The sequence below is a fragment of the Vagococcus sp. QWL-13 genome (genome assembly GCF_058683555.1).
Genome location: NZ_CM178746.1, coordinates 2,656,775 through 2,671,320, shown reverse-complemented (window position 1 = coordinate 2,671,320; position 14,546 = coordinate 2,656,775). Strand labels below are relative to the sequence as shown.

Sequence of the window (14,546 nt, the reverse complement as noted above, 5' to 3'; positions counted from 1 at the left end):
CAAAAATTTAGCGGGATTTCATCTTTCTTCCATAAATTTAGGATGAAGAGGTAATAAACTATGAAAGATTATGTGAATCGGTTATGGGAAAAAGCTTTTCGATTGAATGCAAGTGATCTGTATATATTTCCTGCTGCTGAGCGCTATGAGTTGGCTTTTCGTGTTCATCAGCAAAAAAGTGTCTATGAGTATGTAACAGCAGCTTTCGCTGAGAAGTTGATTTTGTATCTGAAATATTCTGCAAATATGGATGTAGGAGAAAAGAGACGGATTCAAATCGGCTCCGCCAGTTTTGTGACCGCTGAGGGGCGCAAACGGAGGATGCGTTTGTCGGCTGTTGCCAACTACCGTTATCAAGAAACATTAGTTATTCGTTTTCTCCATGATCTTTTGGAAGAATCGGCTTTTCATTTATTTTTCCCAAAAGAATACGAAAAACTTAAAAAGAGTCTTGCCGGAAGCGGGTTGTTTTTGTTTGCGGGAGCCACAGGATCGGGGAAATCTACCACTATGTACTCTTTAGCTCGAGATTTTGCCAGTGTTCAAAAACAGGTCATCACTATTGAAGATCCGGTAGAGATAGAGTGTCCCGAATTTTTACAACTCCAGACGAATGAAAAAATCGAACTGACTTATGATGACTTAGTGCAGGTTTGCTTGCGACACCGTCCTGATTTGATGATTGTAGGAGAAATCAGGGATCAACAGACTGCACAGGCTGTAGTCAGAGGTGCTTTGACCGGGCATCGTATTTTTTCGACGATTCATGGGATTGATAAGCACAGTGTCCTTTTTCGATTGCTGGAGTTGGGAGTCAATCAAGAAGATTTAAAGCAGTGTTTGAAAGGAGTGATCTACCAAAAAATATTGCCGGTTAAATGTCCTTATTGCGAGGGGAAATGTTCTGTGTACTGTCCGAATCAAAAAAGTGCGGTTTTATTTGATGTTTTTTACTATGAAGGGGGCCGGTTGCTTGTCAAGACGCAAAAAAAGAAAGAGGACTTTCAAAAGAAACTTCGGAAAACGTGGGCTCTTGGGTATATCAGCAGTCAGACCTATGACCAGTACCGCTTCTAAAATGCCGAAAAAAATGTCTGAAAAATTTCAGCTGACTGTGGTTGCTCTTTTGGCAGATTTATTGAAGAATGGTTTTACTTTTCAAGAAAGTTTGCGCTTCATGACACTGATTTATCCGAAAGAAGCAGTCTCACTGATGGAAATGGAGCGGTTGTTTTTGGGCGGTCATGCGATTTATCTGGGCTTTCAGCAACTGGGGTTTTCTGACAAGTATGTTGCTCAAATCAATTTGGGGGAGAAACATGGAGATTTGATCAGCACTTTTTCTCGAGTGGCAGCACAGATGAAAGACAAGGAAAGACAAAAGCAAAGTTTGTATAAAATTTTGACCTATCCGCTGATTTTGATGTGCTTTTTATTCAGTATGATTATGGGCATGAATTGGCTCCTTTTACCGCAAATGCCGCAGACGACCGGTGATGATAATTTAGGTATTTGGTTTATTCAAAATATTCCTTATGTGACTTTGGGAGTTGCGGTAGTGCTGTGTTTAGCGGGTTTATCAACAAAAATGTTGCTGAGAAAGAACTCTCAAATAAAAAAATTAACATTTTATATGCATTTTCCATTAGTGAAAGTTTTTTTACAGTATTATTATACATCTTTTTTTGCCTATGAGTGGGGAAAATTGCTGAGTCAGGGCATTGAGCTGCGCCAAGTTTTGGTGATTATGACAGAAGAGGGGAATACATTGTTTATGCAAGAAATTGGCGAAGTCTTGCAGAACAAATTGGAGTCGGGTGAATTGATTGTGACACAGATTAACAGTTGGACATTTTTCCTTCCAGGTTTCGGCAAAATCATCATGCAAGGAGAAGCTAAAGGAAGACTGGGGGAAGAATTGATGATTTACGGAACAAAATTATGGGAAGACTTACTGCAGAAGATTGAAAAAGGGACTCAGTGGCTCCAACCAATCATTTTCTTGGTGATTGCATTGCTGATAATTGCTGTCTATAGTGCTTTGCTGCTGCCGATTTATCAAAGTATGGAGGGGTTAATATGAAACTGTTTAATACATATTGTGATAAAAAGAAAAGTTATTCAGGTTTTACTTTGATTGAAATGTTGATAGTTCTATTTGTCATTGCAACGTTAATCTTGATTTTTATCCCCAATCTGGCGTCTCAAAGAGAAAAGATAACTAAACAAGGAAATGAGGCATTGACGAAGGTAGTGCAATCCCAAGTTGAATTATTTTTGATGAATGATGAGGAAGGTGGACTCACCTATGAAAATTTAGTGGCTAAGAAGTATTTAACGCAAGACCAATCGGACAAGGCGCAAAAAAGCGAAATTAAGCTTCAAGCAGAATGAGACGCTATAGAGGTTTCACCCTTATTGAGTCATTGCTGGTACTGTTAGTTGTATCCGTCATGTTAGGTCTGCCCTATCTGTCTTTTCACCGGTGGCGGGAAAAAATGACTGCCGCTTACTTTTTCAGCGAATTTGAAGCTTATTATCACCGGACCCAATTATCGGCAGTGACAAGTTCCATGCCCTGTACGATTTATGTATGGGGGAAGAAAAAAGAAATTGCTTTTATTTACCGAGATTTGGCGGCCGAACAGCAGTGGGTTTCTTTGTCCATCCCTCCAGAAGTGAATACATTGGCTGAGTTTTCAATCCAAATCAAGGATACCAGCAGCAACACCAAAGACATGAAGACTTTTAATTTTTCTAATACAGCGGCAAAAGAGCTGGTTATTTATAAAATTCAGTTGGGAAGTGGCAAGCTTGTCAAAGAAATTCAAAAACTATAAAGGATACATCTTGTTAGAAAGTATTACAGCATTTGCTGTTTTGCTTTGGCTGGTGATGAACTTAGTGCCATTACTGCTGTTTATGAAAAAAGAAGAAGCCCGATTGCAGCATCAGGTAGATTATTACCGGTATTTGTTGGAAATGACAGAGGAGTTTAATGTCACAAAAAAAATAGAGCAAAGAAGTATTGTCGTTGAAGAGGGGACCATTTTTTTGAGAGCAGAGGAGCAGCGGGGCAGATTGACAGGTGTTGCGATTGTTGATGAACATCAGAAGACTTTGGCAAGTGTTAAAATTTATGAATAGACGACATTTTCAAGGGTTCACCTTGTTGGAAGCTTTGGTAGCATTGCTGGTGCTCTTATTGACCTGTTCCTTTTTCACAGGACTGCTAAAGGGACTTGAGCAGATAACTGAGGATGATGCTACCCAAAAACATATGGAGTGGCACTTGTTTTTAAACCAGCTGAGCAATGAACTATCAAACTTGACTTTAGTTGAAGTAGGGGAAGACTATTTGAAACTCATTGAGGAGAAACCGGAAAACAAAACTGAACGCACAAAAATCGAACATTACTATAAAGGTCAAATGGTTAGAAAATCAACAAACCTAGGGCACCATCCCCTACTGCTTCAGGTGAAGAAAGTTCAGTTCAAGGAAGTTGAAACAGGTATGATAGAAATAAAGGTGGAGTTGTTGAATGGTGAGAGGAAACAAGGCAGGATCTGCCTCGAAAAAAAGCAAGACCCATAAGTCATATACCGGTGGAATCTTGCTGTCAGTCATTGTACTTTTTTCGATGTATTTGCTTGTGTTTCAAATGATTTATCGCCAATTCTTCCATCAGCAGTCCATGATGATTCAAACTAAAAAGTTTTATCAGATGAAAATTTTAAAGGAAATGTCTGTCCAATGGATTGAAGCCAATGAGATGGAGGGAGAAGGAACCATTGAATTCAATCAGGGAAAAGTGACCTATAAAGTTGAGCCTCATCAGATAAAATTGGTGGCAGTTTTAAATACAAAGGAATCAAAAATAATGTTTCACAAAAAGGAATAATGAAAATTTGTATAGATTCATCTATAATTTATCCCCCGCTATCAGCAGTCTTTGGAAAAGCTTACTGATAGCGAGGGATTTCTTTACATTTTATACTGATTTACCGATTTTTTTCTTAAGTTATAAGGGAAGTGATTCGCCGATTTTTGGCACTATCCCCACATCCCCCAACTCATTCACAAATATTTGCGGGTCTTGTTTAATTAAGGGGAAGGTATTGTAATGAATCGGTACCGCCCTTTGAGGTTTCAACCAATTGACTGCCTGAACAGCATCTTCTGGTCCCATGGTAAAATTATCCCCAATAGGAACGAAAGCTAGATCAATGGAAAATTTGTTGCCGATTAGCTGCATATCTGAAAAAAGTGCCGTGTCTCCAGCATGATAAATGGTTTTTCCTTCAAGATTAATTACTAAGCCGGTGGCAATTCCCAAAGGATGATTTATCCCGTCAGCATCGGTGTAGCTTGAGCTATGGATGGCCGGTGTCATGGTCACCTTGCCAAATGGGAAAATATAACTTCCGCCAGGCTGTAAGCCGTGAGTGTTTAAGCCGTGAGATTCGAGAAAATCTGCTAATTCCACATTGGCTATCACTAGAGCGCCAGTTTTTTTTGCGATGCTCAACGTGTCCCCCACGTGGTCGTTGTGGGCATGGGTCAATAAAATGAAGTCTGCCTGTTCAGTTTCTGCCTTTAAATCACATAAGCTATTACCAGTTATAAAAGGATCGATCAAGATGACTTTTTCATCAGAAGTGATGATTTTTACTACGGAGTGGCCGTGCCAACTTACTTTCATTCGTTCCTCATCCTTTCTTGACGCTTCACATCAATTATAGGAAAAATCTAAAAAAAACTCAAAGTTAAAGAGAAGAACCCCCTTTGCGGGAAGTCCTTCTCTTTAAATGTCAGCTTTAGTGGGACAAAAGATAAGCATGATTTTTTATTCTTTTTAGCTATAACTACTTTAAGAATGAATCAGCGACTCTCTAAGATAGACCTAGACTGGCAAGATGATTTTTTTGTTTCTTCTAAGGGCGGAGTGCTTGAGTAGTTCCAAATAGCTTGTTTATAAATGATTGACAAAATAGTCAAAGAGACTAAGGTCTTTTTCATTAGCATGAAAGGATAGTTCCGGATGCCACTGTACAGCCATGATTGGTTTATCGACCGCCTCGATTCCTTCGATTAAGTGGTCCTTACTGTGAGCGACTGCCTCGAACCCGGGAGCTAATTTTTTAATCCCTTGATGGTGATAAGAATTCACCATCGCTTCTGTTCCGATAAGCCCGGCTAAAGTACTGTTTTCTTTGACGGTGACGGAATGGGAAGGGTAGATCGGGTGTGTCTGGATTTGCAAATGGTTGATTTGCCACTCGGGAAACAAGGACAAATCTTGGTAAAGACTGCCGCCGAAAACGACATTTAACAGCTGCATGCCGCGGCACACGGCAAAAATAGGTTTTTCTTGGGCGACCGCTGCTTCTATCAGTGCCTTCTCAAACAAATCTCTGTCCAAATCTGTTTGTTTGATTAAAAGATGGGGTTCCTCATGATACAGTTGGGGCGACACATCTTGGCCCCCAGCAAGTAAGAGTTTATCTATTTGACTGACATAGGCTTCCGCCAGTTCAGGTTTTCCGATTGGTAAAATGAAAGGCAGGCCGCCCACATGATTGACACCGTGAACAAATCCTTCTGGTGTGTAGGCGGTGGTCGTTCCGAAAAATTCTCCACTGCCTGATGCCTGCTTATTGCCTGCAATTCCTATAATAGTTTTTGACATCTCGTTTCCTCCGTAACATTTTGAGTTATGTTCAGTACGAGTATTTTACTCGCAAACAAGTCCATTTTCAAATAATCTGCGTTTTATCGCCAAAAAACAAACTATTTTTGTTTTCGTGCTCGATTTTTTTGAGAAGTTTCTAAAAGAATATGTTATACTATAAAGCAAACTGAACATTTTTACAATAGAATGTGACTTTTGAGGAGGAGACTAAATGGCGGATAAAAAGCCTTTTTATATCACAACACCAATTTATTATCCGAGCGGGAAATTACATATAGGCAGCTCCTATACGACACTTGTCTGTGACGCAATGGCTCGTTATAAGCGTTTGACAGGGTATGATGTATTTTATTTAACAGGTTTGGATGAACACGGACAAAAAATAGAACAAAAAGCGAAAGAAATGAATGTTAGTCCCCAAGAATATGTTGACGGGATGGCAGTCGGTGTCCAGCAACTGTGGAAACGTCTGGACATCAGTTACGATTATTTCGTCAGAACGACGGACCCGCAGCATAAGGAAGTGGTCCAAAAAATATTTGAACGATTGCTGGCTCAAGGGGATATTTACCTTGGCGAGTATGAAGGCTGGTATTCAGTCTCTGATGAAGAATATTTTACGGAAAAACAGTTGATGAAAGTTTTCCGTGATGACGATGGAAAGGTTATCGGCGGTTTGGCGCCAAGCGGTCATGAAGTAGAATTAGTAAAAGAAGAATGCTATTTCTTCAAAATGTCCAAGTATGCCGGCCGGTTGATTGAGCATTATGCCACCCATCCTGAGTTTATTCAACCGGAATCGCGTAAAAATGAAATGCTGAATAATTTCATTAAGCCGGGGCTGGAAGATTTGGCTTTGACGCGGACAACGTTCAGTTGGGGAGTCGAGGTGCCGAGCAATCCTAAACATGTGATTTATGTCTGGATTGACGCTCTGATTAATTATATTTCAGCCCTGGGTTATGACACGGATCATGACGAAAAATTTCAAAAATATTGGCCGGCTAATGTGCATGTCATCGCAAAAGAAATCGTACGTTTTCACACGATTTATTGGCCGATTATGCTGATGGCTTTGGACTTGCCTTTGCCTGAAAAAATCTACGCCCACGGCTGGATCGTAATGAAAGACGGAAAAATGTCTAAATCAAGAGGCAATGTGGTCTATCCGGATATGTTGGTGGATCGCTACGGCTTGGATGCTTTGCGTTATTATCTGCTTCGTTCCATGCCGTACAGCAATGACAGTATCTTTACACCAGAGGATTTTGTTTCCCGCGTGAATTATGACTTAGCCAACGATTTGGGCAATCTTTTGAATCGTACAGTGGCCATGATTAATAAATATTGTGACGGGGTCGTTCCGAGATATGCTTCTCTTGTGACAGATTTCGACAGCGAGCTGTCGACTACAGCTGCAAATGTGATTGGCCGCTATCATAAGGCTATGGAAAATATGGAATTCAGTTTAGCGTTGCAAGAAGTTTGGACGCTGATTTCTCGTGCGAACAAATATATTGATGAGACGGAACCATGGGTGCTTGCCAAAGATGACGAGCGCAAAAAAGAATTGGACAGTGTTATGGTCCATCTAGCTGAATCTTTGCGGATTACTGCAATTTTATTACAGCCTATTCTGACTCGGACACCGGCGAAAATTTTTAAACAACTAGGTTTGGAACAGACTGAAATCGATATGGAAAATATCCGCTTTGGAGAATTCCCGGAGGATACAAAGGTCATCAGCAAAGGGCAGCCGATTTTCCCCCGTTTGGATGTGGAAGAAGAAGTGGCTTACATCAAGCAAAAGATGAATGAAAAGCCTGCAGATGAAACGATTTTGTGGAATCCGGAAGAAATAGAACTGGTATCTTCAAAAGAGCTGCCGCTTAAATTTGAAAATTTTGAAGCCATGGAATTAAAAGTGGCAGAAATCATTGATTGCCAGAAAGTAAAAGGTGCTGACAAACTGCTGAAATTCCGTTTGGATGCAGGGGATAAAGGGCATCGGCAAATACTTTCCGGGGTGGCAGAGTTTTATCCAGACCCTGAAGATTTGATTGGGAAAAAGGTAGCCATCGTGGCTAATCTGGCCCCAAGAAAAATTCGCGGACTGGTCAGCCAAGGCATGATTTTATCGGCTGAATATGACGGTAAACTGAAGATCATCGAAGTCGCGAAGACCATTCCCAATGGCTCGGAAATTGCTTGAAATGACGGACGGTTGAAGATTCTCTTCAATCGTCTTCTCTTTTGTCAAAGTCATGGGAAAGTTACAGGAGGGAAAATATGATATTCGACACACATACCCATTTGAATGTTCCCCAATTTGAGGAGGATCTTCCAGAGGTGCTTGAGCGGGCGGAAGAAGCCGGTGTCAAAGAAATGGCAGTGGTGGGATTTGACACACCAACAATAAAAAAAAGTCTGGCACTGAGTCAAGAATATGACATGATTTACAGCATTATCGGCTGGCATCCCACAGAAGCCGGCAATTATACGCCGGCAATCGAAAGAAAATTGCAGGAAGACTTGCTGACTTCTCGAGTGGTAGCTTTGGGAGAAATAGGTTTAGATTATCACTGGATGACTGATCCGAAAGACGTTCAGGAAAAAATTTTCCGTCGGCAGCTGGCAATCTCTCGGGAACTTCATTTGCCGTTCAGCGTCCATATGCGTGATGCTCTAGAGGACACTTACCGCATCTTGAAAGAAGAGAGAGTGCATTTGACTGGCGGGATTATGCACAGCTTCAGCGGGGATACAGAATGGATGAAACGATTTTTAGACTTAGGTTTGCATATTTCATTCAGCGGTGTGGTCACTTTTAAAAAAGCACTGGAATTGCAGGAGGCGGCGAAACAAGTGCCTTTGGACTGGCTGCTGGTTGAAACAGATGCCCCTTATCTTGCGCCGACACCTTACAGAGGCAAGAGAAATGAACCCGCCTATACGCGATTTGTCGTAGAGAAAATTGCGCAATTAAGGGGAGAAACGGCTGAGACGATTGCAAAAGTCACACGCCAAAATGCCTATCGTTTATTCAGGATTGGTGATGAGGATGTTAGATAAAGAAGAAAAGCTGAAAATTCAGGAAATAATTGTCGTTGAAGGCAAAGAAGATACTCGAAGAATTCAAGAAGTGGTGGAAGCCGACACGATCGAAACGATTGGTTCGGCAATCAACGAGGAGATACTGGAACAAATCGTCCATGCACAAGAAGTTCGGGGCGTGATCGTTTTTACCGACCCTGATTTTTCAGGAGAAAAAATAAGGAAAATCATCACTGAACATGTACCAAATGCCAAACACGCTTTTTTGGCGAGAAGGAAAGCGTCACCCAAAAAAAGAGGGGCAAGTCTCGGGGTGGAACATGCCAGTGACGAAGCCATCATTGATGCTTTGAAAAATGTGGTGACGCCCTATCATGATGAGGGCTGGGAAGAAATCGATCGTGGTTTGCTGATGACCTATGGATTGATCGGCGGAGCCAACAGCAAAGAAAAGCGAGAAAAATTAGGGGAAATATTGCGGATTGGTTATACTAACAGCAAACAATTGATGAAACGTCTAAAAGTATTTCGAATCACCGAAGAGATGCTGACAGATGCGATGGAAGAAATAGAAGGGGAGCAAAATGACTAAAGAAATCGCCACACCCGCTAGAACAAAAGAATTGCTTAAAAAATACGGTTTTTCCTTCAAAAAGAGTTTGGGACAAAATTTCTTGACCGATTTGAATATTTTGCGCAACATTGTAAAAGCGGCACAATTAAATAATCAAACAAATGTGATCGAAATCGGTCCAGGGATGGGTTCTCTGACGGAATTCCTTGCTAAAAGTGCCAATCAGGTGCTGGCCTTTGAAATCGATCAGCGCTTGATAGAAATTTTAGCTGAAACGATGGCACCCTATCCTAATGTGACGGTGGTCAATCAAGATGTGTTGGAAGCAGATATCGAAAAGATGACGAAGGAAGTTTTCCATGAGACATTGCCGCTGAAAGTTGTGGCTAATTTGCCTTACTATGTGACCACACCTATCATGATGCATCTATTGTCATCTTCTTTAGCTATCGAGGGAATGACGCTTATGATGCAAAAGGAAGTGGCGGAGAGGATTGTAGCCAAACCGGGAACAAAAGCTTATGGGACGTTGACGATTGCTGTGCAGTATTTTATGGAGGCGGAAATTTCTTTTATTGTTCCCAAAACAGCTTTTGTGCCACAACCTAATGTGGATTCGGCCATTTTGCAGTTGACCAAAAGAGAGCATCCTCTAGTCACAGTCAAGGATGAAACTCGATTTTTTGCTTTAATCAAGGCTGCTTTCCAGCAACGCCGCAAGACGCTATGGAATAATTTAATCAGTTACTATGGAAAAGATGACAGTACTAAAGAATGGTTAAGAGAGGCTCTGACGTTTTGCGCTATCGATCCTCAGCGCCGGGGAGAGACATTGAGTATTCAGGAGTTTGCTGCATTGTCAGATCAGCTGGCAGAAAAAAGTGAATAGCAAAAAGGGAGAAGGCATCTTAGATACCTTCTCCCTTTTTTAGGGGGAATTAACGAATTACTTCTTCTGTTTCTTTGTCAAAGAAATGAGCTTTGTTTAGGTTGAATCCTAATTTCACATCTTGACCAGGTTGGTAAATAGAACGTGCATCTACTTTAGAGATGAATTCTGTTTCGCCAACTGTTGTATAGAGCATGGTTTCTGCTCCAAGTAATTCAGCTACAACCACTTTTGATACGACTGTTGCTTCTGGATAAGTTTCCAAAGCAATCGGCTCAGTATGAATATCTTCAGGTCTGATACCAAAGAAGACTTCTTTTCCTTCATAGCCTTTTTCTTTCAGTAATTTATATTTTCCTTCAGGGATAGCCAGATTCAGTCCATCATCGCTGATAACACGACCATTTTCAATGCGGCTGTTGAAGAAGTTCATTGCCGGAGAACCGATAAATCCTGCTACGAACACATTATTCGGCGTGTCGTAAACTTCTTTTGGCGAGCCGATTTGTTGGATAAAGCCGTCTTTCATGATAACGATCCGGTCAGCCATTGTCATTGCTTCTGTTTGGTCATGGGTAACGTAAATAGTTGTGGTTTCCAATCTTTGGTGCAGTTTTGCGATTTCAGCACGCATGGCTACACGAAGTTTGGCATCCAAGTTTGATAGAGGCTCATCCATCAAGAAAACTTTTGCATCACGCACGATTGCCCGCCCCAGTGCCACACGCTGACGTTGTCCACCTGACAAAGCTGCTGGTTTTCTCTTTAAATATTCTGTCAAACCAAGGATTTCAGCTGCATCGTTCACACGTTGTTCAATTTCGTCTTTTGGATACTTACGCAGTTTTAATCCGAAAGCCATGTTGTCAAAAACCGTCATATGCGGATATAATGCGTAATTCTGGAACACCATGGCGATGTCGCGGTCTTTTGGTGCCACGTCGTTCATCATCGTGTCTCCAATCCACAGTTCGCCTTCTGTAATATCTTCCAGACCTGCCACCATTCTTAGAGTTGTGGACTTTCCGCAACCGGAAGGACCTACAAAAACAATAAATTCACGATCCTTAATATTTAAATTAAAGTCAGTCACTGAATAATTATCATTGCCGTCATATTTTTTGTGAATGTGATTTAAAGCTATATCAACCATTTTCTCACGCTTCCTTTCTTGAGTTAACCCTATTGTAAATGAAAGCGGTCTTTTGGTTCAAGGTAATCTTGCACAAGAAAATGCGCATAAATTGTCAAAGTGACGAAAAAGCTTTCAGAAATTTAAAGGCTCAATTAAATGTTAATTTCTTATGAATGTGATAAAATGAGAGAGTAAAATAAATCAGAGTAGAAAGTGAAGCGTTAAGTGTTTCCGGGATGGAATGTTGCCTGGAAGACGAAGGAGAAATCCGCGGTTTCATTTTCGCGTTCGCTGCATATTTATGTTTGTGCGGCTGCTCTAGAAAGGAGTGGCATTTTTTATGAAAAAAAAGCTGGGAGCAAGAGAAATTGTTTTGATGGGAGTATTGATAGCACTGGAAATTGTGATTTCACGTTTTATTTCCGTTCAGACAGAGTTTTTTAAAATCAGTTTCGGCTTCATTCCGGTGGTTATCATGGGAATGATCTTCGGCCCTTTTTTGGCGGGGGTCGGGGCAGGGCTGGCTAATCTGTTTGGCTTTTTCATTCATCCTGTGGGTCAGTTTTTTCCGGGGTTTACTTTAACTGCGGCCTTGATGGGGACTATCTATGGCGTCTTCTTTTACGGGAAGAAAATAAGCTGGCACAGGGCGGTCATCGCCAGTGTTTTAGCCACGATAGTGGAAACAAGTTTAAACACCTTGTGGCTCTACATGACACTTGGCTCAAAGACAGTTCTGCTTTACTTGCCGACACGTCTCGTCACAGCAGTGGTGATGACCGGTGTAAAGATACTCGTTATTCGTTTAATAACAGAAAAAGATTTGTTGCGTAAAACTTTGACAGGTTCGTATCAGTTTTTTAATTAATAAAATCAAAAAAAGAGAGTGATTCAGGTGATTTCATTCAGAAAGGCTTGAATACACACTCTTTTTTCGTTAGAATGAGAAGGTAATCGTCGCTTTTGACAAGGAAAGGAACCGATAGCACAGTGTCCCATGAAAAAATAGAAAAAGGATTTAAATTGCTGGAAAAATGTGTCCTCTCCATGGGGAATGCCCTTGAATGTTCTTTTTTCGAAGCTTATATAGAAACGGGAGAAAATATTCTTGAGGGGAACAAGGTGCGGGTTGTAGATGGTCTTCCCAAAGCTGTGACGGTTTCAGAGTTGGAGATAAACTATCGTCATTTTGCGGAATTACAACTAACTCCTGATGAAATGCGGCGGGTGATTCAATTGGTCCTGCTGAGCGGGTTGAAAAAAGAACCAATGCAGCCTAATCATCAGCTGACACCAGATTCTCTCGGATTTTTGATAGGTTATTTGGCCGGGCAGTTATTGACTGCCAAAAAAAATGAACCGCTCGTTCTTCACGATTTGACGGTGGGGACGGGGAATTTGTTGTTCACAGTTCTTTTGTATTTGAAACAAGAAAATTTCAATATTACCGGCGCAGGTGTTGAGGTAGATGAACTGCTGCTGTCGATTGCTTCTGTCAACAGCGGATTGTTAAATCAGGAAGTCGCTTTTTATTTGCAGGACAGCTTGCAAAATCTGCTTTTGCCGCCTGCAAATGTAACGGTCAGTGATCTGCCTGTGGGGTTTTATCCCGATGATGTACGGGCCAAGGAGTTTCTTGTGGGAGTGGAGCATGAACATACCTACGCCCATCACTTATTGATGGAGCAAGCCATGAACTACGTGACCTCCGACGGATTTGGTATTTTTCTTCTTCCGGAGAATTTTTTGAGTACGAGTCAAGGTGGCGCTTTGAAACAGTGGTTTCAGAAAAAAGTTTATTTACAAGCAGTTTTGGAATTGCCGAAAACACTTTTCCAATCCGAAAGTTCCCGCAAGGTCATCATCATTGTTCAAAACCGCGGGGAGAAAAGTCAACAAGCAAAGGAAGTCCTACTTGCCAATATTCCGTCAATGAAAGATCCTCAGGGTATCCAGAGTTTCTTTGAAAAATTTAAAGTGTGGCAAGTAAATAATATATAGAAGGAGTTTATTATGTCAAAAACAATTGCAATTAATGCGGGGAGTTCTAGTTTGAAATGGCAATTATTTGAGATGCCGGAAGAAACAGTCATCGCAAAAGGAGTAGTAGAAAGAATTGGTTTGAAGGATTCTATTTTTACAGTGAAGTATGGCGAAGGAGAAAAGTTTAACGACATACTGGATATCAATGATCATGAGTTCGCTGTTAATATGTTGTTGGAAAAATTGACAGAACTGCAAATCATTCAATCTTTTGACGAAATCACTGGTGTGGGACACCGTGTCGTTGCCGGAGGAGAATTTTTCAAGGAATCTGCTGTAATTGACGACCGTGCGATCGCAATGATTGACGAGCTGGCAGAATTTGCACCATTGCATAATCCTGCTGAAGCAACAGTGATTCGTGTTTTCCAAAAGGTGTTGCCTCACGCAATCAATGTAGCTGTTTTTGACACGTCATTCCATACAACAATGCCGAAGGAAAACTATTTGTATAGTATTCCAATGGCTTATTACGAAAAGTATAAAGCACGTAAATATGGTGCGCACGGTACAAGCCACCGTTACGTTGCTGAGCGTGCAGCTGAATTGATGGGCAAACCTCTCGAAGAGTTAAAAATCATTTCATGTCATTTAGGAAATGGCGCGTCTATCACTGCTGTTGAAGGCGGAAAATCTGTGGATACTTCCATGGGCTTCACACCGCTTGCAGGGGTGACTATGGGGACTCGTTCTGGTGACATCGATGCTTCTTTATTGCCGTATATCATGGAAAAAGAAGGATTGACAGATATTAAAGACATGGTCGATATTTTGAATAAAAAATCTGGTTTACTGGGCTTGTCAGGTGTTTCAAGCGACATGCGTGAAGTTGAGGCGGCTGGTACTGAAGATTCAGAAACTGCATTGAAGATTTTTGATAACCGTGTTCAAAAGTATATCGGCAGCTATGTGGCTTTGATGAATGGTGTGGATGCGATTGTCTTTACTGCCGGTATTGGTGAAAATGCACCTGTTACCCGTCGCAATATCATCAATGGTATTTCTTGGTTCGGCTGCGAAATCGACGACGAGAAAAACAATGTTAAAGGTGTTGAGCGTGAAATTTCTACTGCTGATTCTAAAGTCAAAGTTTTCTTGATTCCAACAGATGAAGAAGTTATGATTGCCAGAGATGTAGAAGCATTAAAAAAGTAAAAA

At 41.2% G+C, this 14,546-nt stretch carries 17 protein-coding genes and 1 riboswitch; of the genes, 14 read left to right on the top strand and 3 right to left on the bottom strand.

From position 1 onward, the window contains the following. Positions 1-60 precede the first annotated feature (60 nt). Genes comGA through comGG form a run of 7 tightly spaced genes read left to right on the top strand, consistent with a single transcriptional unit; the run spans position 61 to position 3,902 of the window. Positions 61-1,077, top strand: coding sequence for a competence type IV pilus ATPase ComGA (gene comGA, locus AC4PHI_RS12605; RefSeq protein ID WP_492200179.1), 1,017 nt, complete (start codon positions 61-63; stop codon positions 1,075-1,077). Beyond that, positions 1,058-2,083, top strand: a complete 1,026-nt coding sequence (comGB, locus tag AC4PHI_RS12600; RefSeq protein WP_492200178.1) for a competence type IV pilus assembly protein ComGB — start codon at positions 1,058-1,060, stop codon at positions 2,081-2,083. Before comGA ends, comGB begins: the two co-directional genes overlap by 20 nt. After that, positions 2,080-2,394 (top strand): competence type IV pilus major pilin ComGC, encoded by a 315-nt coding sequence (gene comGC, locus AC4PHI_RS12595; protein ID WP_492200177.1) that lies wholly within the window; start codon positions 2,080-2,082, stop codon positions 2,392-2,394. The genes comGB and comGC overlap by 4 nt, the downstream gene beginning before the upstream one ends. Then, positions 2,391-2,840, top strand: a complete 450-nt coding sequence (comGD, locus tag AC4PHI_RS12590; protein WP_492200176.1) for a competence type IV pilus minor pilin ComGD — start codon at positions 2,391-2,393, stop codon at positions 2,838-2,840. The genes comGC and comGD overlap by 4 nt, the downstream gene beginning before the upstream one ends. Continuing rightward, positions 2,815-3,147, top strand: a complete 333-nt coding sequence (locus AC4PHI_RS12585; RefSeq protein WP_492200175.1) for a hypothetical protein — start codon at positions 2,815-2,817, stop codon at positions 3,145-3,147. Before comGD ends, AC4PHI_RS12585 begins: the two co-directional genes overlap by 26 nt. Further along, positions 3,140-3,595, top strand: a complete 456-nt coding sequence (gene comGF / locus AC4PHI_RS12580; protein ID WP_492200174.1) for a competence type IV pilus minor pilin ComGF — start codon at positions 3,140-3,142, stop codon at positions 3,593-3,595. The genes AC4PHI_RS12585 and comGF overlap by 8 nt, the downstream gene beginning before the upstream one ends. Beyond that, positions 3,543-3,902, top strand: coding sequence for a competence type IV pilus minor pilin ComGG (comGG, locus tag AC4PHI_RS12575; RefSeq protein WP_492200173.1), 360 nt, complete (start codon positions 3,543-3,545; stop codon positions 3,900-3,902). The genes comGF and comGG overlap by 53 nt, the downstream gene beginning before the upstream one ends. 120 nt (positions 3,903-4,022) lie before the next feature. Here comGG and AC4PHI_RS12570 read toward each other — a convergent pair whose 3' ends face one another. Then, positions 4,023-4,703 carry a metal-dependent hydrolase gene (locus tag AC4PHI_RS12570; RefSeq protein ID WP_492200172.1) on the bottom strand — a complete coding sequence of 227 codons (681 nt, stop codon included), beginning with the start codon at positions 4,701-4,703 and terminating at the stop codon, positions 4,023-4,025. Positions 4,704-4,973: 270 nt separating this feature from the next. Next, positions 4,974-5,690 carry a gamma-glutamyl-gamma-aminobutyrate hydrolase family protein gene (locus AC4PHI_RS12565; RefSeq protein ID WP_492200171.1) on the bottom strand — a complete coding sequence of 239 codons (717 nt, stop codon included), beginning with the start codon at positions 5,688-5,690 and terminating at the stop codon, positions 4,974-4,976. Between the two features lie 214 nt (positions 5,691-5,904). Between AC4PHI_RS12565 and metG the strand changes: the two genes are divergently transcribed. The 4 genes from metG (at position 5,905) to rsmA (ending at position 10,210) form a co-directional block, all read left to right on the top strand. After that, the gene (metG, locus tag AC4PHI_RS12560) at positions 5,905-7,905 is read left to right on the top strand and encodes a methionine--tRNA ligase (RefSeq protein WP_492200170.1); all 2,001 of its coding nucleotides are present in this window, start codon (positions 5,905-5,907) and stop codon (positions 7,903-7,905) included. Between the two features lie 77 nt (positions 7,906-7,982). Then, positions 7,983-8,765: a TatD family hydrolase gene (locus AC4PHI_RS12555; protein WP_492200169.1), complete on the top strand. Its 783-nt coding sequence runs from the start codon at positions 7,983-7,985 to the stop codon at positions 8,763-8,765. Next, positions 8,755-9,339 carry a ribonuclease M5 gene (gene rnmV, locus AC4PHI_RS12550; RefSeq protein ID WP_492200168.1) on the top strand — a complete coding sequence of 195 codons (585 nt, stop codon included), beginning with the start codon at positions 8,755-8,757 and terminating at the stop codon, positions 9,337-9,339. The genes AC4PHI_RS12555 and rnmV overlap by 11 nt, the downstream gene beginning before the upstream one ends. Further along, positions 9,332-10,210, top strand: coding sequence for a 16S rRNA (adenine(1518)-N(6)/adenine(1519)-N(6))-dimethyltransferase RsmA (rsmA, locus tag AC4PHI_RS12545; RefSeq protein ID WP_492200167.1), 879 nt, complete (start codon positions 9,332-9,334; stop codon positions 10,208-10,210). Before rnmV ends, rsmA begins: the two co-directional genes overlap by 8 nt. A 49-nt stretch (positions 10,211-10,259) precedes the next feature. Here the strand turns inward: rsmA and AC4PHI_RS12540 are convergent, their stop codons facing one another. Then, positions 10,260-11,363, bottom strand: a complete 1,104-nt coding sequence (locus tag AC4PHI_RS12540; protein WP_492200166.1) for an ABC transporter ATP-binding protein — start codon at positions 11,361-11,363, stop codon at positions 10,260-10,262. 182 nt (positions 11,364-11,545) lie between these two features. Further along, a riboswitch (THF riboswitch) is annotated at positions 11,546-11,641 on the top strand. A 44-nt stretch (positions 11,642-11,685) separates the two neighbouring features. Here AC4PHI_RS12540 and AC4PHI_RS12535 point away from each other — a divergent pair. The 3 genes from AC4PHI_RS12535 to AC4PHI_RS12525 all read left to right on the top strand — a co-directional run bounded on the left by AC4PHI_RS12535 (position 11,686) and on the right by AC4PHI_RS12525 (position 14,543). After that, entirely contained in the window at positions 11,686-12,213 is a 528-nt protein-coding gene (locus AC4PHI_RS12535; protein ID WP_492200165.1) for a folate family ECF transporter S component, read from the top strand. Positions 12,214-12,308: 95 nt separating this feature from the next. Further along, complete coding sequence (locus AC4PHI_RS12530) at positions 12,309-13,346, top strand: class I SAM-dependent methyltransferase (RefSeq protein ID WP_492200164.1); 1,038 nt, start codon at positions 12,309-12,311, stop codon at positions 13,344-13,346. Between the two features lie 12 nt (positions 13,347-13,358). Continuing rightward, positions 13,359-14,543: an acetate/propionate family kinase gene (locus AC4PHI_RS12525; RefSeq protein WP_492200163.1), complete on the top strand. Its 1,185-nt coding sequence runs from the start codon at positions 13,359-13,361 to the stop codon at positions 14,541-14,543. The last annotated feature ends 3 nt before the right edge of the window (positions 14,544-14,546 follow it).